We start from the raw sequence: 21,416 nt of genomic DNA, 5'->3' as shown, positions 1-21,416 counted from the left end.
GCCATGACGACGGCCGGCTTTCATGCACGGCGACTGGCACGCAGTCTCGTTGTTGCGGAGGCCGATCATGAAGATTTCCAGCAGATCATCCTGATGGCGATCCTGATCCGATCCAGCCGCTACGATGCGCAGCGTGGGCTGTGGTCGACCTTTGTCAGCCTGCTGGCCCGCAACGCCGTCGCTGATCTGGCGCGCGCCTATCGAGACCGGCCAGGTCTCGAACCGCTCGATACGGCCGACCACGATCTGGCCGATCCCGCCACGGCTGACCCGGAACTCAATGCTGACCTTCGCCAGGCGCTGGTGAATCTGCCCTGCTTCTATCGACGGTTGGTTGGGCTGATTGCCCAAACCGGCAGCCTGGCCGACGCGCAGCGCACCACGACCATGTCGCCGGCCAGCTTCTACCGGCACGTCCACGACCTTCGCCTGCGGTTGCTGATGGCTGGGCTTGGGCCTCGGCGTGAGAAGGATTGCCCCCTCCATCCGTACATAACCAACGAAACCCGCAACCGCCACGCCGCCAGGCGTGAGACGGTCGGCCTCAACGGCGAGTAATCATCATGAACACGATCCGACCAATTCCAACGCACCAGCCGCTGCCCACCGACATCGAGTTCTGCGCCTGGATCGGCCAGGCCGAGCCGGGTGACTGGCTGGAATACCATCGCGGTTTCCTCGTCGTCGATGCGGCCAAAATGGTGTCGACGCTGTCGAAGCCAGAGCGCGTGCGGCTCAGGGCGCTGGCCCGCGTCGTCCACCGCGCCTTCGAAATGGGCCTCGTCCATCCGGTGCAGGCGCGGCTCGGCCCCGATGACTTCGCCTACCTCGCCATCGCGCGGACGAAGCCGCGCAACGCGCCGGTCTCGCTGGCCCGGCTCATCACCGAACCCATGGCCGCCTGATGGCCGCGCCGTTTCCCTCTCTCGGAGTTTTCATCATGTCGCACCCTGACAACACCCCCGGTCTCGACGATCTCGACCGCCTCGCCATCTGCGATATCGCAGCGCTGCCGCCGGACATGCTGCTCACCCTGCAGGAGGCGGCGCTGACGGAAACGGCGCGCATCAAGCGGCTGCGGGATCGGCTCGAGGCCGGGATCGCCCAGCGCTACGGCGCGGCATCCGAAGCCGAGCGTGCCGCGCAGGGCAAGACCAGCGGCACGGTGCGGATCGAGGATGCCGGCGTGGTGGTGATTGCCGATCTGCCCAAGAAGGTGACCTGGGATCAGGAGCGGCTGGCCGCGATGGCTGCGCGCATCGCCGCGTCGGGCGACGATCCGAACCAGTATCTCGAGATCGCCTGGCGCGTGCCCGAGCGCCGCTTCACCGCCTGGCCCGAGGCGATGCGCGAAGGTTTTGCATCCGCCCGCAGCGAGACCACCGGCAAACCCGTGTTCCGGCTCGAGACCCGAGACCGGTAACGCGCGGCGGCGGGGCGCCCGGTCGGCAACGCCGGGCAGGTTCCCCTTCGGCACCCGGTCATCCCCGCCGCCGCACCCCTTTCAATCCTTCGGAGACGAACCATGACTTTCCGCATCATCAGTGCCGACGAACGCCTCTCGGCGGCCGAGAACAAGACCTCGCTGGCAATCTTCGGCCCGCCCGGCGTCGGCAAGACCACGCTGCTGAAATCCCTGCCCGCCGAGGAGACCGTCTGCCTCGACCTCGAGGCCGGAATGAAATCGGTGCAGGACTGGCGCGGGGCCTCAATCCCGGTGCGCAGCTTCGCCGATTTCCGGGATCTGGTTGTGCTGATCGGCGGGCCGGACCCGGCGCAGCATCCCAAATCCTGGTACGGCGCGGAGTATCACGCCTGGCTGCAGGCCCAACATCGCGACAGCGGCATCGAGGCCTTCCTTGCCTCAAAACGCATCGTCTTCGTCGACTCGATCACCGATCTGACCCGCCAGGCCATGGCCTATGCCCGCCAGCAGCCGGAAGCCTTCTCGGAGCGCACCGGCAAGCCGGATGTGCGCGGTGCCTACGGGCTTCTGGGCCGCGAGGTGATCCAGGCGCTGAAGCACCTGCAGCATGCGCGCGGCAAGACGGTGATCTTCGTCGGCGTGCTGGAAAAGGTCACCGACGAGTTCGGCACCGTCACCTGGCAGCCACAGATGGAGGGCTCCAAGACCGGCCGCGAACTGCCCGGCATCGTCGATCAGGTGGTCTCGATGCAGCTCTTCGCCCACGACGCCGAAGGGGACTGGGTTCTCGATGAGACCGCCTCCGAGCGCCGCTTGGTCTGCAAGTCCGGCAATCCCTGGAGCCTTCCGGCCAAAGACCGATCCGGCCGCCTCGACATGACCGAGCCGCCCGATCTCGGCACGCTTCTCGCCCGTATCGACGGCCGCGCGCCCACCAAAACCCCATTCGCCTCCTGATCTCACGGAAAGGACAGACCCATGAGTTATGATCTGAACGACGCCCAGCCGCAGATGGCCCCGATCGGCGAACTGATCCCCGACGGCACCTTCGCCAAGCTGCGTTTGACCATCCGCCCCGGCGGTGTGAACGGTGCCACGCCGATGGATGCGGGTTTGCTGAAAGCCTCGCAGTACAGCGACGCGAAGATGCTGGACTGCGAATTCACCGTGGTCGATGGCCCGTACGCCCGGCGCAAGCTTTGGCAAAATTTCACCGTGGCCGGCGGCAAACTCGACGAAAAGGGCCAGTCGATCGGCTGGAAAATCTCGAAATCCACCTTTCGCGCCATGGTCGACAGCGCCCTTGGCCTCGACCCCAAGGACGAAAGCCCTGCCGCCAAGGCCAAACGGGTGCTGCCCGGGCTCAAGCATCTCGATGGCATCACTTTTGCGGCCCGCCTCATGGTGGAACCCGCCTCCAACCCGCAATACCGCGACCAGAACCGGATCGCCAACGTCGTTCTGCCCGACGAACCGCAGCATGGACCGGTCATGCGCGGCGAGAGCGTTCCGCCCGAGCCCGTCAACGCCCCGGCGCGCAAGACCGCGAGCGGCACGCCGCCGGGCTGGCAGGCCCAGACACTGACATCGGCACCGGCATGGGGCGCGGCACAGCCGTCGCCCGCTGCACAGAACTGGGGTACGCAACCCGCTGCTGCAGCACAGGCGCCGGCGCCCACAGAAGCAGGGGCGCCGACCATGCCCGACTGGCTCAATGGGTGACGCGCAACCCAAACGGCGGGTGCGGAACTCCGACAAGGTTTCGCGTCCGCCAGATGAGGCAGACCGGTGGCAGGCACAGGTGACGCGCGAAGCCGCGCTGGAGATCGGCAAATGGCTCGAGGCCCGAGGAAGACTGCATCAACCCGTCGCAAGCCTCACCCTCGGCGACCTCGAAGCCATGGCGGTGAACGCGATCGCGCGCTGGATCGTTCTGCAGTCGCAACGCCTGCACCGGCAGGATTGGCCACGCGAGGACCCGATCGCGCTGCTCTTGCTCGGATGACGATCTGCGCGGTCTGCGCGCGCGAGGGACGCGGCTTCGGCTACTGCCACGGCCTGCGCTGGGATCGCTACCCCCATTACCGTTTCTGCTCGCGCCGCTGTCAGGACGCGGGCAGCGCAATTGCCCAGAGGATGAATGGCATGATCGACAAGACCGCCCGCGAGGCAAAGGCGATCCGCGATGCGCGGAGGCTGTTTGCCGAAGCCCTGACCGAACTCGGGCTGATGGCGCCCCTCTTCAACCGCAGCGCCGCCGAGATCGACCGCCTGATTGAGGCGGCCGTCACCGGCTACATCGACAGCATGCAGGACCAGGCCGCACGCATCGAGCGCACCGGCACCGTCCTCGACGACGAAATTCCGTTTTGAGGGGCGCGCCATGATCGACCTGAATGACGAATTGGCATCCTGCAGTTGGACAGGGCTTCTCGCCGCCGCTACAGAAAACGCCGTCACCGCGTTCGAGATCGAATTCTGCGACAGCCTTCGCGAGAAACTCGAACGGTTCGGTGCGCGCGCCCGGCTGACGGATGCCCAGTTTCACAAGCTGACCTGCATCGCGCAGGCCGGCGGCTTCTGGGAGCGCGACCAATGATCGACCTCAACCATGGCTCGGGCTGGCTCTACGGCGCCGTCGCACCGCGCCCGCCGATTGCGGAAGCTGTTTCGGCCGCCATCGACAGCGCGCTGACGGCGCGCAATCGCAGCGAACGGCCCCGGAGCTATGTCAGTTCCTCCGGCCTTGGCCGCGACTGCCTGCGCCAGATCCAGTACGATTTCCTTGGCCTGCCGAAGGACGAGGGTCAGGAGTTCCCGCCGAAGACGCTGCGCATCTTCGAGGCTGGCCACCGGGCCGAAGATATCGTCGCCGGCTGGTTCCGGATCGCCGGGTTCGACCTGCGCACCGCACGCGCCGATGGCCGCCAGTTCGGCTTCGAGGCGCTTGGCGGCCGGTTCAAGGGTCATATCGACGGCTGCCTCGTCTCCGGTCCGGTTGCCATGGACTATCCCGCGCTCTGGGAGAACAAGGCGCTCGGTGCCTCCAGCTGGAAAGATGTGGTCAAGCGCGGCGTCAGTATCGCGCGGCCGGTCTATGCCGCCCAGATCGCGCTCTATCAGGCCTATCTCGATCTGCCCAACCCCGCGCTGTTCACCGCGCTGAACCGCGACACGATGGAGATGCACAGCGAGTTGGTGCCCTTCGATGCGCACCTCGCGCAGGACATGTCCGACCGTGCCGTCGCCGTGGTGCGCGCCTCCGAGGCCGGCGAATGGCTGCCGCGCACCGCCGCCGAGCGCACCGCGGTCGTCTGCCGCGGCGGCATGGCGGCCGGCAAATGGCACGCGCCCTGCACATGGGCAATCCGATGCTGGGGTGAGCAGCCATGATCCCCGATGCTTGCGCGCTCAAGGATTACACAGTGGAGATTCCAGGACATGAGTGATTTTACCCCTTCGGCGGCGCAGGCCGCCGCCATTGCCGCGATCCGCGACTGGTTCGAGACCCGCAGCGAACAGCAACAGGTGTTCCGCCTCTTCGGCTATGCCGGCAGCGGAAAATCCACCGTGCTGAAATTCGCCCTCGACGAGCTTGGCCTCTCGCCCCATCGCAGCGCCAGGGACGGCAATTGCCTGCCGGGCGTGGTGACCGCCACCTTCACCGGCAAGGCAGCACTTGTGCTGACCCGCAAGGGCACGCCGGCGCGCACCATCCACAGCCTGATCTATTCGGTGATCGAGGCGACCGAGGAGGAGATCGAGACCGCCGCGAAGAAGGTGCAGGACGCCGAGACCGTCGCCCGGCGCCTGACCGGCTTCGCGCACACCACCGCCGAGGCCACGATCGAGGCGATGCGGCAGGCACTCTCGGCGATGAAGCATCCCCGTTTTGCCCTGAACCCGCAGAGTGATGCCGCCGACGCGAAGCTCATCGTGCTCGACGAGGTGTCAATGGTCGGCGAAGAAATGGCCCGCGACCTGATGAGCTTCGGCAAGCCGATTCTCGTCCTCGGCGATCCCGGCCAGCTGCCGCCGATCAAGGGCGAAGGCGCCTTCACCCGCGATGCACCCGACGTCATGCTGACCGAGATCCACCGCCAGGCCGCCGAGAGCGCCATCATCCGCCTCGCCACCATGGCGCGGATGGGCGAGCCGATCGGTTTCGGCAGCTATGACACCTATGTCGCCAAGCTGCGCAAGGGCGACATCTCACCCGAACAGGCGCTGCGCGGCGGACAGTTGATCTGCGGGCTGAACGCGACGCGGCTGCAGATCAACAATGCGATGCGCGCCGCAGCGGGGTTCGGGGGCACATATCTGCCGACCGGCGCGGCCGAGAAGATCATCTGCCTCAAGAACGACAGTGCCCTCGGCCTAATCAACGGCATGTTCCTCACCCTCGAGGATATCGTCGACGAGGGCACGCTCTATTTCTCGGCCGTGGTCCATGACGAGAACGGCCGCCGCGTTGCCCCCCACGACAGCGACGGTGGTCCCGGTCGCCTGCGCATCTACAAGGGCCATTTCGAGGATCACGTCGCCTATGACGCCAGGCGCCACGATCGCGATTACAAGGAGAAGCGCAAGCTGACCGAGGCGACCTTCGGCTGGGCGATCACCGCCCACAAGGCGCAAGGCTCGCAATGGGAGAACGTCATCGTCTGGGACGACGGCTTGGGCCGCAGCGATCTCGACCGCCGCCGCTGGCTCTATACCGCCATCACCCGTGCCGAGCGCGGGCTCGTGCTGCTGGCCTGAGGGGCGCCATGATCGACCTCAACGACATCGCCACCCCGAAGGCCCGCCATGACCTGGCGGCGGTGAAGGACCGGCTTGCCGCGACTGCAGGCGACTGGCTGCCCGGCATCTTCCCGGAGGCGCGGCTGGCGCGCGACCGCCGCAGCCTGCGCTGTGCCGACCTTTCCGGACGCCCACCGCGCAAGGAAGGCTCCTGCACCATCCACCTCGACGGGCCCTATGCCGGCTGGGGATTCGACCATGCCACCGGCGAAAGCGCTGGCCCCATCGACCTGATCGCGCAGGCGACCGGACTTTGCGACGGTGCGCTCTTCGACGAGGCTGCGCGGGTTGCCGGGATGGATCGTCCCGCACCCCGGTCGGCCCCGCGACAGAAACCCGATCATTCTGCCGAAGTTGTGCGTCTGGTCGATGGCGCCTTGCCGCTCGCCGGAACTGTCGCCGAAGGCTACCTGCATGCGCGCGGTCTCGGCGATCCGGGATCGCCCGATCTGCTGTTTCACCCAGACCTGACAGATTTCGACACGCTGCGTGGATGGCCGGGGCTGATCGCGCTGCCGCGCCTTGCGGATGGTACCCGCGCGCCGGGCATCCACCGCACCTTTCTGCTCGACGATGGCAGTGCCAAAGCCCCTGCTGGCAAGAAGATGCTGGGCTCGGTCGCCGAGGCCGCCGTGCGGCTGTTTCCCATGCCGGAGGACGGCCACCTCGGCGTGGCAGAAGGCATCGAGACCGCACTGGCGGCACATGCCCTGTTCGGCACGCCGGTCTGGGCGGCTCTGTCGGCCGATGGGCTGGCGCGCTTCCACTGGCCCGAGGGCACGACCCGCATCACCATCTATGCTGATGCGGGAAATGCCGGCCGGCAGGCAGCCGCAACCCTGTCGGATCGGCTGAACCGCGCCGATATCCCGAACCAGATCGTGCTGCCGCTGCATGATGACGATTTCAACGACGATCTGACGCGCGGCGCGCGGGCCGAGGATTATCCGAGCGGGTCGGCCGTTCCAGCCGAGGGCGCAACAGCCCCGACCGCTCTCCCGGCCGAGAACGTCGTTGCGGCGCTTGTCGCCGCCACCGAGACCCTGACCAATCCGCCCGAACTGGCAACCCTGTCCAGCCTGCTCGGTCGTCTCGCGCTGGCCCGGCTCGATCCGCTGCCCGAGCGCAAGATCCTCGCCCGGATCAAGACCGTCACCGGCATCGCCATGGCGATCCTCGAAAAGCAGATGGCCGAGCTGCGCCGCCGGGTGAATGCCACCGGCGATCCCCATGCGCGGATCGTCAAGCCGGCATGGCTCAGTCGGTTGTGCCAAGACCTCTCCGGCACGCCCGAGCGCAACGAGGCCAATGTCATCATCGCCCTGAACTCCGATCCCGCCTTCGCGGGCGTGCTGGCTTTCGACGAGTTCGCCCAAGGCATCGTGGTTCGCCAGCCGCTGCCATGGGACGATACGAATGCCACCTTTCCCCGCCCCTGGGAGGACGCCGACGACATTCGCACCGCCGAATGGCTGCAGCTGCGCGGCCTCAACGTCGCCCCGACAGTCGTCAGCCGCGCGGTTGGCGCCGTCGCCCGCGAGCTGCGCATCCATCCGGTCCGCGACTGGCTCGACACCCTTACATGGGACGGCACACCCCGGATCGAGACCTGGACCAGCGCCTATCTCGGCGCCGAGCCCACCGCGTTCCATCATACCGTCGGCGCGCTCTGGCTGATCTCGGCCGTCGCCCGCATCTATCGCCCCGGCGTCAAGGCCGACCACATGCTGATCCTCGAAGGCCCGCAGGGCGCGCGCAAATCCACCGCGATCAAGGTGCTGGCGGGCGAGGACTGGTTCACCGACGAATTGCCCGAGCTTGGCTCCAAGGACGCCGCCATCCACATGCAGGGCGTCTGGATCGTGGAAATCGCCGAACTCGACGCCATCGGCCGGGCCGAGGTGTCCCGCATCAAGGCGTTCCTGACCCGCACCACCGACCGCTTCCGCCCGCCCTATGGCCGCTATACCGTCGAGGTGCCGCGCCAATGCGTCTTCGCCGGCACCGTGAACCCCGACACCTATCTGCGCGACGAAACCGGCAACCGTCGCTTCTGGCCGCTGCGCTGCGGGACCATCGACATCGCCGCGCTCGCCCGCGACCGCGACCAGCTCTGGGCCGAGGCTGTCCACCATTTCCGCGAAGGCGCGATCTGGTGGATCGAGGACGCGGCAATCCTCGCCGAAGCCGCTGCCGCGCAGGAAGCGCGCTATCAGGCCGATGCCTGGGATGCCCGTATCGACCGCTGGCTGACCCATGAGACCCGCAGCGTCAATCGCGGCCATGCCGGTTACGATGATTGGCAGGACGAGGAATTCGAACGCCCCGAGCCCATCCGTGATGTGTCGGTCGGCGAGATCCTCGAAGGCGCCCTCGGCATCGAACCCGCGAAATGGACCAAGGGCGACCAGATGCGCGTCGGCGCCTGGCTGAAATCGCGGGATTGGGAACGGTATCGCAGCCGTACCGGCGCGGCCCGCGAATGGCGCCATCGCAGGCCGGGTGGGAACAGCTGACCGCAACGATTGCAGATCAGGCGCAAAGGGGCATCCGCAAGGGTGCCCCTTTTGCGTTTCACCCTGGTCCCACTTCGGGCGTGGTCCCACTTCGGGGTCAAAGTGGGGACAGAAAAAACCGTTCACAATCAATCATGTCCCCACTGGTCCCACTTGGACCACCAACTCCCTTCCTTTCTATATGGAGCGTGCATGTCCCTTCCCGTTTCGTTCTTCTTACACGACATAGAGGAAAAGGTGGGACCAGTGGGACCAGTGGGGACAACGTTGTTTTCAATAAGAAAATTCTGGTCCCACTTTGATGCCGAAGTGGGACCAGGTAATGCCAAGTGGGACCAGCGGCCAACCCGGTGCATTTTCCTTGATCCGGCGCGCATGACGTGATTCCCTGCCCATGACCAAAGCCGAAGGCCCACGATCCAGGTGAGCCTTCAAGATGAACCAGACGATTTCCATGTCGGACCTGCGCCTCGAACCGGGGCGCCGTTCCACGTCCTGCATCCTTGCTCTCGACCTCGGCACCACCACTGGCTGGGCCCTGCGCGGCCATGACGGGCTGATCACCTCCGGCACGGTGTCGTTCCGTCCCGGCCGCTACGACGGCGGCGGCATGCGCTATCTGCGCTTTGCCAACTGGCTGGCCGAGATCGACCGGCTGTCGGGGCCGATGGCCGCCATCTGGTTCGAGGAGGTGCGCAGGCATGTCGGCACCGATGCAGCCCTGATGCCGCAGGTGCAGCCATGAAGACCATGACGTTCACCCCGCGCGGCTTCGGTGGCGAGCGCCGCGATCCCGATCGGGTCAAGCGCGAAGGCTGGCGCAGTCAGGGCCTGCTCGCGGTCCTGGTCGACGATCACCGCCTCACCTGGCCCGAGCGCGAACTGGTCCGCCAACTGGGCGAGAAGCTTTACGGCAAGCAGGCAGGTGCCGGGGAGACAGGTCATGGCTGATTGGAATCGCGATGTCGTCGAGGCGCGCATCCAGGAGGCGGCCGATGTCCTGAAGCGCCTGCCGGAAGAGCGCGTGCGCGGGTTCTTCAACACCTGGCCGGACATGATGGTGGAGTTTTCGGACATGGTGGGGCGGGCCGGCGAGCCGATGAAGCGGCCGCCGCCCCATCCCGGCGCCATCAGCCGCATGGAGGAGACGCTGACCTGGTCGAAATATCTCGAGCCCGATGATGCCAGGCTGTTGTGGGCCCGCGCCGACGGCATGCCATGGAAGCATGTCTGCTGGCGGTTCGGCATGGCCCGGGCGACCGCCCATCGTCGCTACGATTACGCGCTGTGCCTGATTGCCTGGCAGCTGAACGGCCGCCAGCCACCCCGCAAGCGCTCACGCGGTTTCGTGGTTGAAAGGGTCAGGTCGCTGTCAAGATGATTTCGGAGCGTGAGACATTATTCGGTGAGACACCGACGAGGGAGACAAAATCGCTCCAGGAGCCTATAGATCTTTCCAGGCTTGGACAGCTGCGTCGACGACATCGTCGTCCGGATGACCGACGAGCGTTCGCAACCGGGTGAGCGGTAGGCATGTTGCCGATGCAACCCGTCTCCGAAACCGCCAAGCCTTTGATATCGTTGGTTCCTTCCTGGCGATAATCCTATGCTGGGGGGCGCAGCGCGGCATATCGCCAGCGACAGGCCGAAAATTTTGGGAGTCCACCCCGGCCGAAATCCACCCGAAAACGCCGAAATCACAAGCAATAACAAATACTTGCGAGGTGGATTCCGGGTGGATTCCAGGTGGATTTGCTGGACTCCGGAGTCCAGCCGGAGTCCGCCCGAAAACGTCTAAATAGCCTGCAATAACAAATGCTTGGCAGGTGGATTCCAGGATGGTCTCCAGGGTGGATACCCTGGACTCCGGAGTCCAGCTGGAAGCCACTGGAGTCCAGCTGGAAGCCAGCCGGAAGCCGGTGGACTCCACCAGCCGCAAGCCACCTCTTGCCACCACCATCATCGACAGGATCGTTCATGACCCTCACCTTCTCGCCGGAGCGGATCGAGACCTGGCCGCTCGCGCGCCTGCAGCCCTATGCGAAGAACGCCAAGCTGCATGGCGCCGACCAGGTCGCCAGGATTGCCGCCTCCATGGCCGAGTTCGGCTGGACCGTGCCCTGCCTCGTCGGCGAGGATAGCGAGCTGATCGCCGGCCATGGCCGGGTGCTGGCCGCCACGCAACTGGGCCTGACCGAGGCGCCGGTCATCGTGCTCGGCCATCTGACCGAGGCGCAGCGCCGGGCCTATCGCATCGCGGACAATAAATTGACCGAACTCGGCAGCTGGGACGAGGTGCTGCTGTCGGCCGAGTTGAACGAGCTTTTGGCCGAGGATTTCGACCTCTCGCTGGTCGGCTTCTCGGACGGTGAACTCGACGAGCTGCTGGCCTTCGTGCCGGAGGACGATGGCGAGGAAGCTGGCGCCGGGGGCTCCGTGCCGCCGGTCACCATTCCTGAGCCGCCGCGCAATCCGGTCTCGCGCACGGGTGACCTGTGGGTCCTCGGCGATCACCGGCTGCTGTGCGGCGACAGCACGAACCATGACGATGTGCGCCGGTTGATGAACGGCGAGCGGGCGGTGCTGTTTGCGACCGACCCGCCCTATCTGGTCGATTACGACGGCTCCAACCATCCGACGCGGAATAAAGACTGGTCGCAGTCCTACGGCGTCACCTGGGACGACTCTTCACAGGGCGCCGAACTCTACGACAATTTCATCGCCGCAGCCGTGGCGGAAGCCATCGCCGAGGATGCCGCCTGGTATTGCTGGCACGCCTCGCGTCGCCAGGCGATGCTGGAAGCCTGCTGGGAAAAGGCCGGCGCCTTCGTTCACCAGCAGATCATCTGGGTGAAGGACCGCGGGGTGCTCACCCGGTCGCATTACCTCTGGAAGCACGAGCCCTGCTTCATGGGCTGGCGCCGTCCGAACCGCCCGCCCAAGGTGGCGGAGCAGACGCTGCCCTCGACCTGGGAGATGCCTAGCTTCGCCAGGGACGACCGCCCCGATCATCCGACGCCGAAGCCGCTCGACGCCTTCGGCATCCCGATGCGCCAGCATGTGGCGCGGGGCGGGCTTTGCTACGAGCCGTTCTCTGGCTCCGGCTCGCAGATCATGGCCGGCGAGGCCAATGGCCGCCGCGTCTTTGCCATGGAAATCAGCCCGGCCTATGTCGATGTCGCCGTCGAACGCTGGCAGACGGACACCGGCAAGGACGCGATCTTCGACGGTGACCGCCGGACCTTCGCAGCCGTGAAGGCCGAGCGGCTGGGCGAGGACACAGATACCGACGCTGCCGCCTGATGGCCGTCTATTACAACGATTCCGATCCCGTGGCCTGTGCCTGGCTGCGGGAACTGATCGCTGCCGGACAGCTGCCCGCAGGCGAGGTCGACGAGCGGTCCATTCTCGACGTTGCCGCCGAGGATCTGCGGGGCTTCACCCAATACCATTTCTTCGCCGGGATCGGCGGCTGGCCCCATGCGCTGCGCCTTGCCGGCGTAGCCGAGGACCGGCCGGTCTGGACCGGATCGCCGCCCTGCCAGCCCTTCAGCCAGGCCGGGCAGCGCAAGGGACAGAACGATGACCGCCATCTCGCCCCCGCCTTCCTGCGCCTCGTCGTCGCCTGCCGCCCGGACCTCGTCTTCGGCGAGCAGGTCGCCAGTGCGGCGGTGCTCGGCCCATCTGGCCGAACGGCTGGAACAGCGTCTGCAGACCCGGCTGGCTGGGCGTGGTTCGACGCTCTGGCGGCTGACCTGGAGGCGGCATCTTACGCCGTCGCGGCTGCCGATCTGCCGGCTGCGGGCATCGGCGCCCCGCATATCCGCCAGCGGCTGTTCTTCGGCGCCGTCGCAATGGAACCCGGCGATGGCGGGCTGGGCGACGCCCTCGGCGCGCGATCACAAGGATGGAGGGGAGTGCCCGAAGGTTCCGATCAACGCGCTGCTGGGGCGGCAGGCCTGGCTGGCAGGCTGGCCGACGCCGATGGCAGGGACACCGGCCACGGCGAGCTACAACGCGGCCGGCAATACCGATGCGAGCCGCAGGACGGTGGGGCTGATCGACTGGTCGAATGTGCCGACCCCCCCGGGACCGGCGCGACGGACGGCGTCTGGCGAAATCCTGACTGGCTCCTCTGCCGGGACGGACGCTGGCGACCGGTTGAGCCCGGAACATTCCCGCTGGCTGATGGGATATCCGGTCGCATGGGGCTGCTCAGGGGCTACGGCAATGCGATCGTGCCGCCGCTCGCGGCGGAGTTCGTGACCGCGTTTCTGGAATGCCTGCCAGAGGGGCTGCGATGAGACAATCCCGCACCATGTCGATGGTCGAGGCCGCGACCAATGTCGTGGTCGGCTATGTGCTGGCCATCGCCACGCAGATCGTGGTGTTCCCGTGGTTCGGCATCGAGACCGGGCTCGGCGAACATCTGACCATCGGCCTCGCCTTCGTTGGCGTCTCGCTGGCGCGTGGTTACTTGCTGCGGCGGCTGTTCGAGGCGATCAGGGTTGCCAGTCGCTCCGACGTCCGTGCCGAACGTGGAGAACCTGCACCGACCCGTCGATGACGGCGTAGTAGATGCGCCAGCGGGTCGTCTTGCCATAGAGAGCGCGGCGGATGGGCAGATCGAAGGCTTGCGACGCGGGCGCAATCGGATGCGCCTCGGGCATCGAGCCGAGCTTGAGGATTGTGGCCCGGATGCCCGACAGCCATTCGTCGGCCGCCCTCGGGTTGCGCTCGCGCAGCCACGCCCATGATGCTGTCAGATCATCCGCCGCGTTCGGCGTGATGATCACCGGCAGGGGCGCGGTCATTTGATCTGGGCAAGTCCGTCGAAGAAGGCGCCCGCCTCGATGCCCTCACCGGCGCGGGCCTGTGTCAGACCCTTGCGGATCCCGGCAACGGTCTCGGCATGGTCGAGCTGGTCCTGCATCTCCTGCCACGCGGCGGCGTCCATCACGACGACCGAGGGCTTGCCATTCACGGTCAGGATCTGCGGCCGTCCGGTTTCCTTGATCTGCGCGATCATGCGCGCCGAATCCCGCTTGAACTCGGTCAGCGGGCTGATGTCCTTGGTGATGTTCATGGCTGGCCTCCCGGCGCGCATCAAATTCGGTGCGAATATAGCGCCATTTTCGATGCGCGTCGAGATGGCTGGCTGTCACTTCAAGGCGTACACCCGCCCGCGCCCTTCGACCTTTTCGGAGGTGACGGTCAGCCCCAGCTTCTTCTTCAGCGCCCCGGCCATGGCTCCGCGGGCGCTATGAGCCAGCCAGCCGGTCGCGGCCACGATCTCGTCGATGGTGGCGCCGTCCGGCGCGCGCAGCATGGCGATCAGAGTCGCCTGCTTGGTGCCGTCGCGCGGTGTGCGCACCTTCGCGCCGGTGGCCGCCACGGGCGCGGTGTCGGCTGCGGTGGCGTCATGGTCCGCGCCGGCGGCAGATGCGCACGTGTCGCCAGCTGTGGCGGAACGTGGCCCGTCCGGTTCGGGCAGTTCCTCGGGCTCGATGCCGATGGCGGCGAAGCCCGCGTCGGTCGCGACCAGTGTGACGCCGTGGCCGTCGCCGGTCTCGCGCCAGACGGGATCGCTCAGTTGCGGCTGGAGAGCGATGCGCCGCGCCTCGACCTCTTCGAGAAGACCCCTGGCGATCATGGTGTCGACCACCTTCCTGGCAGCACCGCCCTTCAGATTGGCCGGCAGCGGCAGGGCGATGCGGTCGTCGCGCTGGGCGGCGGCGCTGAGAATGACGAGTTGGGTGTCGGAAAGTTGAGCCATCATGGCCTCCATGTTCGGGCGCGCGGAATGCGGGCCCTTCCACGAGGCCGAGCCCGCCAGTCGGCGGACGGAACCTGAATGTGCTGGTGCTATTTGGCGTATTCGCCTTCATGGAAGGCGCTGTCGCAGATCGCGCGCAGCCTGGCGCGGTAGTGCTCCAGCATGCCGACATGACCCCAGTCGATCGCGTCGGGGCTGGTGTTGAAGTGGTCGTCGCTCAGTGCCGTGAGACGCTCGAGGATTGCGTCGATCTCGAATTTGGCTGCGAGGAATGCGTCGATGGCTTTGGCTTTGCTGGCGTTCGTCATGGCGTGGTCCTTTCTGTTCACGCTGACAGTGATGCTCTGATCGACGGCTTCATCAACTGGATAGACGATCATTTCATTGCTGTTTTCGGGTCGATGGTAATCCGGAGAAGGAGTTCGCATGCAGGGCATGAGCGAGCGCCAGTATGCCACCCATTCCGACCTGTCGCGCGGCGCCATCCAGAAGGCAAAGGCGGCCGGGCGGCTGGTTCTCTATCCGGATGGCAGCATCGATGCGGCGGCTTCCGACCGCCATCGGACGGAGACGACCGATCCGGCGAAGACCAGAGTGAGCGGGGACCGTGACCCCAGTGGGGTGGCGAAAGCCCCGCGACCGCCCACCCCGAAACTGAAGCCGGTGCCCGAGGCGGCGGTGGCCGCTGTCGGCGACACGCTGCGCGAACAGGGGCTGGCGATCCCGGCCGTCGGCGGTGGCACGACCTTCCTGCAGGCCAGGACCGCCAACGAGGTGCTGAAGGCACAGGAACGACGGCTCAAGCTTCAGCAGTTCAAGGGAGAACTGATCGAGCGGGCCCGGGCCACCCTGCTGGTCTTCCGGCTGGCGCGGGAGGAACGGGACGCATGGGTGAACTGGCCGGCACGCGCCGCGGCGCTGATGGCGGCGGAACTCGGGCTGGAGCCGGCCACGATGCAGAAGGTTCTGGAAAAACATGTACGCGCCCACCTCGACGAACTCGCCGAGGTCCAGCCCGATTTCCGGTGAGACCGGTGATGATGACCTGACGGAATTCGAGGGCGCGGCGGACATGCTGCGCGCCTGGAGCGCCGGTCTCACGCCCGATCCGGACCTGACCGTCTCGCAATGGGCGGATCGGCATCGCCGGCTGTCGTCACGCGCCTCGGCCGAGCCGGGACGCTACCGCACGGTCCGCACGCCCTACATGCGCGAGATCATGGACCGGCTGTCGCCCGGTGACCCGACACAACGCGTCGTGTTCATGAAGGCCGCACAGGTCGGTGCGACCGAGGCCGGCAACAATTGGATCGGCTTCGTCATCCACCAGGCGCCGGGGCCGATGCTTGCGGTCCAGCCGACGGTGGAACTGGCCAAGCGCAACTCGCGCCAGCGGATCGACCCGCTGATCGACGAAAGCCCGGAACTGCGGGCAAAAGTCAAACCGGCGCGCTCGCGCGATGCCGGCAACACCATGCTGTCGAAGGAGTTCGCCGGCGGCATCCTGATCATGACCGGGGCGAACTCGGCCGTGGGTCTGCGCTCGACCCCGGCACGCTACATCTTTCTCGACGAGGTCGACGCCTATCCGGCCTCGGCCGACGAGGAAGGCGATCCGGTGACGCTGGCCGAAGCGCGGTCGCTGACCTTCGCCCACCGGCGCAAGGTGCTGCTGGTGTCGACGCCCACGATCCGGGGCCTGTCGCGGATCGAGCGGGAATACGAGGCCAGCGACCAGCGCCGGTTCTTCGTGCCGTGCCCGCATTGCGGGACGATGCAATGGCTGAAGTTCGACCGGCTGCGCTGGCAGAAGGACAAGCCGGAGACGGCGGAATATCATTGCGAGGGCTGCGACAGCGCCATCGCCGAGCACCACAAGACGGCGATGCTGGAGGGCGGCGAATGGCGGGCCACGGCCGCCACGGCCGATCCGCGGACGGTCGGCTATCACCTCTCGGCGCTCTATTCGCCGGTGGGCTGGATGAGCTGGATGCAGATTGCGAGAAATTGGGAAGCCGCCCAAGGCTCGGACGAGGCGATCAAGGCGTTCCGCAACACCATCCTCGGCGAGACCTGGGTCGAGACCGGCGAAGCGCCGGACTGGCAGCGGCTCTACGACCGCCGTGAGGCGTGGAAACCGGGCATCGTGCCGGCGGGCGGGCTGTTCCTGACCGCCGGGGCCGACGTGCAGAAGGACCGCATCGAGGTCGATGTCTGGGCCTGGGGTCGCGGTCTGGAAAGCTGGCTCGTCGATCACGTCGTGATCGAGGGCGGGCCGGACCGGCACGAGGCTTGGGGCGAGCTGACGGCGCTGCTGGACAGGTCCTGGCCGCACGAGTGCGGCGCGCATCTGCGGATCGCGCGTCTCGCCATCGACACCGGCTACGAGGCGCCAGCCGTCTATGCCTGGTCGCGCAAGACCGGCTTCGCGCAGGTCGCGCCGGTGAAGGGCGTCGAGGGGTTCAACCGCTCCAGCCCGGTGTCGGGGCCGACCTTCGTCGACGCGACCGATGGCGGAAAACGCCTGCGTCGTGGCGCGCGGCTCTGGACCGTGGCGGTGTCGACCTTCAAGGCCGAGACCTACCGCTTCCTGCGGCTGGAGCGGCCCACAGCAGAGGAACGCGCCGAGGGCGCGGCGTTTCCGCCTGGCACCATCCACCTGCCGACATGGGTGGAAAGCGAATGGCTGAAGCAGGTCGTCGCCGAACAGCTGGTCACGGTGCGCACCAAACGCGGCTTCGCCAAGCTGGAATGGCAGAAGCTGCGCGAGCGCAACGAGGCGCTGGATTGCCGGGTCTATGCCCGCGCCGCTGCATGGATCGCGGGCGCGGACCGCTGGCCGGACGAGAAATGGCGCGATCTCGAGGATCAGCTCGGGGCTGTTCCCGAAGGGAATACCCCGGCAGGCGAAATTCGCAGGGACGGACAGGCCCCGACGGGCAAACGCCGCTCCGACTGGCTTGGACGGCGGGAGCGATGGTTCTGAACAAGAGGCGTGGAGGGCCCCACAGGTCGGATCAACGATCCGCCTGAGGACAGACTCCGCCCCGACAGGGAAAGTTGCAATGACGGACTGGACGGAAACCGAGCTCTCGGCGCTGCGCAGGGCCTATGCCAGCGGCACCACCCGCGTCAGCTATGACGGCAAGTCGGTGGATTACGGCACGGCCGAGGATCTGCTCGCCCGCATCCGCACCATCGAGCGGGCCATTGCGGGCGTCAGCCGACCGTTGCCGGTGGCCGGGCTCGCCGGCTTCTCGCGCGGAGATCGGTGATGGCGGCGAACTGGTTCGACCACGCCATCGCGTTCGCTGCGCCACGCATGGCCGCCCGCCGCATCATGGCGCGGCAGGCGTTCGAGACGCTGACACGCGGCTATGACGGAGCCGCGAAGGGCCGCCGCACCGATGGCTGGCGCACGCCGGGCTCTTCGGCTGACACCGAGATCGGAGTCGCCGGGGCGCTGCTGCGCGATCGGATGCGCGATCTGGTGCGCAACAATCCGCATGCGGCCAAGGCCGTGGCGGTGCTGGTCAACAACATCGTCGGCGCGGGGATCATGCCGCGCGCCGCCAGTGGCGACGAGGCGCTGGATCGCCGCGTCGACGACCTTTTCGAACGGTGGGCTGAATCCTGCGACGCCGATGGCCAGCTCGACTTCTACGGGCTGCAGACGCTGATCTGCCGCGAGATGGTGGAAGCTGGCGAAGTGCTGGTGCGCCGCAGGCCGCGGCGATCCTCGGACGGGCTGCCGGTGCCGCTGCAATTGCAGGTGCTGGAGGCCGATTTCCTCGACGCGACCAAATCCGGCGCCGTCGGTGCGGGCCGGATCGTTCAGGGGATCGAGTTCGATCCGGTCGGAAAACGCCGGGCCTATTGGCTCTATGCCGAGCACCCCGGCGACGCGCATGGTGCGCTGCGTGGCGGCTTTGACAGCCGCCCGGTTCCCGCGACCGACATCGCCCATGTCTATGAAAAACAGCGCACGCAAGCGCGTGGCGTTCCCTGGGGCGCACCGGTGATCCGGTCGTTGCGCGATCTCGACGACTACGAAGTGGCCGAACTCGTCCGCAAGAAGACCGAGGCCTGTGTCACGGCCATCGTCTTCGGCGACGACGAGGCGCAGCAGGGCATCGCCCCCGCCGTGGTCGATGCCGATGGCAACCGGGTCGAGCAGTTCGAGCCGGGGCTGATCGCCTATGCCCGTGGCGGCAAGGACATCCGCTTCAACCAGCCCGCCGCCACCGGCGGCTATGGCGAATACAAGCGCGCCAGCCTGCACACCATTTCGGCCGGGTTCCGGGTGCCTTACGAGTTGCTGACCGGCGATCTCTCCCAGGTCAACTATTCCTCGATCCGGGCGGGGCTGGTCGAGTTCCGCCGCATGATCGATGCGGTGCAGTGGCAGCTGTTCATTCCGATGCTCTGCGCCCCGGTCTGGCGCTGGTTCACGGAAAGCGCATGGGCGGCGGGGCAGATCCCGGCGCCTGACGTACCGGTCGAATGGTCACCGCCGAAATTCGACGCCGTCGATCCCTACAAGGACGCGATGGCCGACCTGCTGGCGATCCGCTCCGGCACCATGACGCTGGCGCAGGCCATCGCCCGGCAGGGCCACAATCCCGATGCGGTGCTGGCCGAAATCGCCGCCACCAACGCCAGGCTCGACGAGCTGGGGCTGGTGCTCGACAGCGACCCGCGCCGCGTCACCAAGACCGGCAGCGCGCAGACGAAGGATCCCGCCAGCGATCCGGGCGCCGATCCGGCCGCGTCCCCAACCGACCCAGAGGAGACCTGAGCGTCATGCCCACCACAATCACGCCCGCGCCGGCATCGCTGCCGATGCAGACGCGCCGCGAACCCATTCTGCCCGCAACCGTCGATACGGAGACCCGCTCCGTCGATGTCGTCTTCACCACCGGTGCAGCCGTCCGCCGACAGCGCTGGACCGGCTGGGACAGCTCCGTTCCCTTCGACGAGATCCTCGAGGTCAGCGAGCGGGCAATCGATCTGTCGCGCCTCAATGCCGGGGCGCCGGCACTCGACAGCCATTCGGTCTGGTCCTCCTTCTCGCAGGTCGGCGTCGTCGAACGTGCCTGGATCGAAGGCAAGGAAGGCCGGGCCACCATCCGCTTTCCGCGCGAGGGGCTGGATCAAGCCGCCGACCGGATGTTCGGCCTGATCAGCGACGGCATCATCCGTAATGTCTCGGTCGGCTATTCCATCGACCGGGCGAAGGTCATCGAAGCCGAGAAGAAAGGCGAGGTCGAAAAGCGCATCGTCGAGCGCTGGACGCCGCTCGAAGTCAGCTTCGTCACCGTTCCCGCCGATCCGCGCGCGCAGGTGCGTGCCGCCGACCAGGCCAGCTACCCCATGGAATTCATCGAAACCCGCTCGAACAAGGAGGCATCCATGCCTGAGAGCACCACTTTCGTAGCGGGAAATGACCCCGCCATCAATGAGGCCCGCGCCGCCCAGCCTCAACCGGCTGCTGCACCGACGTCGGCTCAGCCCGACCCGGCCGCGACGCGCACGCAGCCGGTGGCATCCGTGCCCGATGCGCCCACCGCTTCCAAGACAGAAGCGGTCGCCACCCGCGCCCGCGAGGCCGAGCGCGAACGTGTGTCGACCATCTATGATCTGACCTCGCGGCTCAACCTCGAGCGCGGCTTTGCCGAGGATCTGGTCAAGCGCGGGGTCAGCGTCGACGAGTCCCGCCGCCTGATCCTCGATCAGGTCGCGGCAAAATCCGAGGAGACCCGGACCTTCCCGCATGTCTCCGTGCCGCTCGGTGGCCGGGACGAACGCATCACCCGCCGCGACGCGGTGGCCTCTGCGCTGTTGCACCGCTACAGCCCGACGCTGTTCCCGCTGGAAGATGCCGCGCGCCAGTATCGCGGCATGACCTTGCTGGAGCTCGCCCGCGAAAGCCTCGGCAATGCCGGGGTGAACACGCGAGGGCTGTCGCGCGACGAGGTGGCGACGCGGGCGCTGCATTCGACCTCCGACTTCCCCGAGATCCTGTCGGCGGTCACCAACAAGACGCTGCGTCAGGCCTACGACGCCTATCCCCGCACCTTCGCGCTGTTCTGCCGCCAGGTGCTGGCCACCGACTTCAAGGCCATGCACCGGGTGCAGTTGGGCGAGGCGCCGCAGCTGCTGGAAGTCGGCGAAAGCGGCGAGTTCAAGCGCGGCACGCTCGGCGAGAGCAAGGAAAGCTACAAGGTCAAGACCTATGGCCGCGTGGTCGCGATCACCCGGCAGGTGCTGATCAACGACGATCTCGACGCCTTCACGCGCATCCCGGCGATGTACGGCAACTCCATCGCCCAGCTGGAAAGCGACGTGGTCTGGGGCATCATCACCTCGAACCAGGCCATGGCCGACGGCACGGCGCTGTTCCATGCCAATCACAGGAACCTCGCCGGCACCGGCGCGGCGCTCGACGTCGCAAACGTCGGTGCGGCCCGCGCCGCCATGGCCAAGCAGACCGGGCTCGACAAGAAGACGGTGCTGAACATCCGCCCCGCCTATCTGATCGTGCCGGCATCGTTGGAGCTGAAGGCCGAGCAGCTGGTCGCCCAGAACCTCGTGCCTGCCGCCACCGCCAGCGTCGTGCCGCAGTCGATCCGCACGCTCAGCCCCATCAGCGAGCCGCGGCTCGACGCCGCCAGCGAGACCGCCTGGTATCTGGCGGCCTCACCGGCCCAGATCGACACCATCGAATACGCCTATCTCGAAGGCCAGCAGGGCGCCTACATCGAAACCCGCAATGGCTTCGACGTCGACGGCGTCGAGATCAAGTGCCGCCTCGACTTCGGCGCCAAGGCCATCGACTGGCGCGGCCTCTACAAGAATCCCGGCGCGTAACGCACCATCCTGAACCCTGACACGC

25 protein-coding genes and 1 pseudogene are annotated in these 21,416 nt (G+C 66.9%); 22 read left to right on the top strand and 4 right to left on the bottom strand.

The window, feature by feature from the left end; genetic code table 11:
- Nucleotides 1-3 precede the first annotated feature (3 nt).
- From ABID37_RS10020 to ABID37_RS09940, 17 genes and pseudogenes are all read left to right on the top strand, one after another.
- A complete protein-coding gene (locus ABID37_RS10020; RefSeq protein ID WP_354194191.1) occupies nt 4-558 on the top strand; it encodes a sigma-70 RNA polymerase sigma factor region 4 domain-containing protein in 555 nt (184 codons plus the stop codon).
- 5 nt (nt 559-563) lie between these two features.
- Entirely contained in the window at nt 564-905 is a 342-nt protein-coding gene (locus tag ABID37_RS10015; protein ID WP_354194189.1) for a hypothetical protein, read from the top strand.
- Between the two features lie 35 nt (nt 906-940).
- Nucleotides 941-1,423, top strand: a complete 483-nt coding sequence (locus tag ABID37_RS10010; protein WP_354194187.1) for a hypothetical protein — start codon at nt 941-943, stop codon at nt 1,421-1,423.
- A gap of 102 nt (nt 1,424-1,525) precedes the next feature.
- Nucleotides 1,526-2,383 carry an ATP-binding protein gene (locus ABID37_RS10005; RefSeq protein WP_354194185.1) on the top strand — a complete coding sequence of 286 codons (858 nt, stop codon included), beginning with the start codon at nt 1,526-1,528 and terminating at the stop codon, nt 2,381-2,383.
- Between the two features lie 21 nt (nt 2,384-2,404).
- A complete protein-coding gene (locus ABID37_RS10000; RefSeq protein WP_354194183.1) occupies nt 2,405-3,148 on the top strand; it encodes a hypothetical protein in 744 nt (247 codons plus the stop codon).
- Nucleotides 3,149-3,227: 79 nt separating this feature from the next.
- The gene (locus ABID37_RS09995; RefSeq protein ID WP_354194181.1) at nt 3,228-3,431 is read left to right on the top strand and encodes a hypothetical protein; all 204 of its coding nucleotides are present in this window, start codon (nt 3,228-3,230) and stop codon (nt 3,429-3,431) included.
- A 140-nt stretch (nt 3,432-3,571) separates the two neighbouring features.
- Nucleotides 3,572-3,799: a DUF6511 domain-containing protein gene (locus ABID37_RS09990; protein ID WP_354194179.1), complete on the top strand. Its 228-nt coding sequence runs from the start codon at nt 3,572-3,574 to the stop codon at nt 3,797-3,799.
- 10 nt (nt 3,800-3,809) lie between these two features.
- A complete protein-coding gene (locus ABID37_RS09985; protein WP_354194177.1) occupies nt 3,810-4,025 on the top strand; it encodes a hypothetical protein in 216 nt (71 codons plus the stop codon).
- Entirely contained in the window at nt 4,022-4,819 is a 798-nt protein-coding gene (locus ABID37_RS09980; protein WP_354194175.1) for a hypothetical protein, read from the top strand. Before ABID37_RS09985 ends, ABID37_RS09980 begins: the two co-directional genes overlap by 4 nt.
- A gap of 48 nt (nt 4,820-4,867) precedes the next feature.
- Nucleotides 4,868-6,187 (top strand): ATP-dependent DNA helicase, encoded by a 1,320-nt coding sequence (locus tag ABID37_RS09975; protein WP_354194173.1) that lies wholly within the window; start codon nt 4,868-4,870, stop codon nt 6,185-6,187.
- Nucleotides 6,188-6,195: 8 nt separating this feature from the next.
- Nucleotides 6,196-8,745, top strand: a complete 2,550-nt coding sequence (locus ABID37_RS09970; protein ID WP_354194171.1) for a VapE domain-containing protein — start codon at nt 6,196-6,198, stop codon at nt 8,743-8,745.
- 454 nt (nt 8,746-9,199) lie between these two features.
- Nucleotides 9,200-9,466: pseudogene (locus ABID37_RS09965) on the top strand (hypothetical protein); the annotation flags it as partial.
- Nucleotides 9,467-9,486: 20 nt separating this feature from the next.
- A complete protein-coding gene (locus tag ABID37_RS09960; protein ID WP_354194169.1) occupies nt 9,487-9,696 on the top strand; it encodes a hypothetical protein in 210 nt (69 codons plus the stop codon).
- Nucleotides 9,689-10,126, top strand: a complete 438-nt coding sequence (locus ABID37_RS09955) for a DUF6362 family protein (RefSeq protein ID WP_354194167.1) — start codon at nt 9,689-9,691, stop codon at nt 10,124-10,126. The genes ABID37_RS09960 and ABID37_RS09955 overlap by 8 nt, the downstream gene beginning before the upstream one ends.
- A 596-nt stretch (nt 10,127-10,722) precedes the next feature.
- The gene (locus ABID37_RS09950; RefSeq protein WP_354194165.1) at nt 10,723-12,048 is read left to right on the top strand and encodes a site-specific DNA-methyltransferase; all 1,326 of its coding nucleotides are present in this window, start codon (nt 10,723-10,725) and stop codon (nt 12,046-12,048) included.
- Nucleotides 12,048-13,049: a DNA cytosine methyltransferase gene (locus ABID37_RS09945; RefSeq protein WP_354194163.1), complete on the top strand. Its 1,002-nt coding sequence runs from the start codon at nt 12,048-12,050 to the stop codon at nt 13,047-13,049. Before ABID37_RS09950 ends, ABID37_RS09945 begins: the two co-directional genes overlap by 1 nt.
- Nucleotides 13,046-13,312, top strand: coding sequence for a DUF7220 family protein (locus ABID37_RS09940; protein ID WP_354194161.1), 267 nt, complete (start codon nt 13,046-13,048; stop codon nt 13,310-13,312). The genes ABID37_RS09945 and ABID37_RS09940 overlap by 4 nt, the downstream gene beginning before the upstream one ends.
- Here ABID37_RS09940 and ABID37_RS09935 read toward each other — a convergent pair.
- The 4 genes from ABID37_RS09935 to ABID37_RS09920 form a co-directional block, all read right to left on the bottom strand.
- On the bottom strand, nt 13,248-13,559 hold the full coding sequence (locus ABID37_RS09935; RefSeq protein ID WP_354194159.1) for a type II toxin-antitoxin system RelE/ParE family toxin: 312 nt from the start codon (nt 13,557-13,559) through the stop codon (nt 13,248-13,250). The two genes, ABID37_RS09940 and ABID37_RS09935, sit on opposite strands and share 65 nt — an antisense overlap.
- Nucleotides 13,556-13,831, bottom strand: a complete 276-nt coding sequence (locus ABID37_RS09930) for a type II toxin-antitoxin system Phd/YefM family antitoxin (protein ID WP_354194157.1) — start codon at nt 13,829-13,831, stop codon at nt 13,556-13,558. Before ABID37_RS09930 ends, ABID37_RS09935 begins: the two co-directional genes overlap by 4 nt.
- A gap of 75 nt (nt 13,832-13,906) precedes the next feature.
- Nucleotides 13,907-14,521, bottom strand: a complete 615-nt coding sequence (locus ABID37_RS09925; RefSeq protein ID WP_354194155.1) for a DUF3489 domain-containing protein — start codon at nt 14,519-14,521, stop codon at nt 13,907-13,909.
- A gap of 89 nt (nt 14,522-14,610) precedes the next feature.
- A complete protein-coding gene (locus ABID37_RS09920) occupies nt 14,611-14,901 on the bottom strand; it encodes a hypothetical protein (RefSeq protein ID WP_354194153.1) in 291 nt (96 codons plus the stop codon).
- 46 nt (nt 14,902-14,947) lie between these two features.
- On the opposite strand from ABID37_RS09920, the gene ABID37_RS09915 reads away from it, so the two are divergent.
- The 5 genes from ABID37_RS09915 (at nt 14,948) to ABID37_RS09895 (ending at nt 21,391) form a co-directional block, all read left to right on the top strand.
- Nucleotides 14,948-15,550 carry a hypothetical protein gene (locus ABID37_RS09915; RefSeq protein ID WP_354194151.1) on the top strand — a complete coding sequence of 201 codons (603 nt, stop codon included), beginning with the start codon at nt 14,948-14,950 and terminating at the stop codon, nt 15,548-15,550.
- Nucleotides 15,498-17,507, top strand: a complete 2,010-nt coding sequence (locus tag ABID37_RS09910; RefSeq protein WP_354194149.1) for a phage terminase large subunit family protein — start codon at nt 15,498-15,500, stop codon at nt 17,505-17,507. The genes ABID37_RS09915 and ABID37_RS09910 overlap by 53 nt, the downstream gene beginning before the upstream one ends.
- A 79-nt stretch (nt 17,508-17,586) precedes the next feature.
- Nucleotides 17,587-17,796, top strand: a complete 210-nt coding sequence (locus ABID37_RS09905; protein ID WP_354194147.1) for a phage head-tail joining protein — start codon at nt 17,587-17,589, stop codon at nt 17,794-17,796.
- The gene (locus tag ABID37_RS09900) at nt 17,796-19,319 is read left to right on the top strand and encodes a phage portal protein (protein WP_354194145.1); all 1,524 of its coding nucleotides are present in this window, start codon (nt 17,796-17,798) and stop codon (nt 19,317-19,319) included. Before ABID37_RS09905 ends, ABID37_RS09900 begins: the two co-directional genes overlap by 1 nt.
- Nucleotides 19,320-19,324: 5 nt before the next feature.
- Complete coding sequence (locus ABID37_RS09895) at nt 19,325-21,391, top strand: prohead protease/major capsid protein fusion protein (RefSeq protein ID WP_354194143.1); 2,067 nt, start codon at nt 19,325-19,327, stop codon at nt 21,389-21,391.
- Nucleotides 21,392-21,416 lie beyond the last annotated feature (25 nt).

The sequence above is a fragment of the Aquamicrobium terrae genome, assembly GCF_040545735.1.
GTDB lineage: Bacteria > Pseudomonadota > Alphaproteobacteria > Rhizobiales > Rhizobiaceae > Mesorhizobium > Mesorhizobium terrae_A.
Note: the sequence above shows the minus strand (reverse complement) of the source record. Positions and strands in the feature narration are given on the sequence as shown.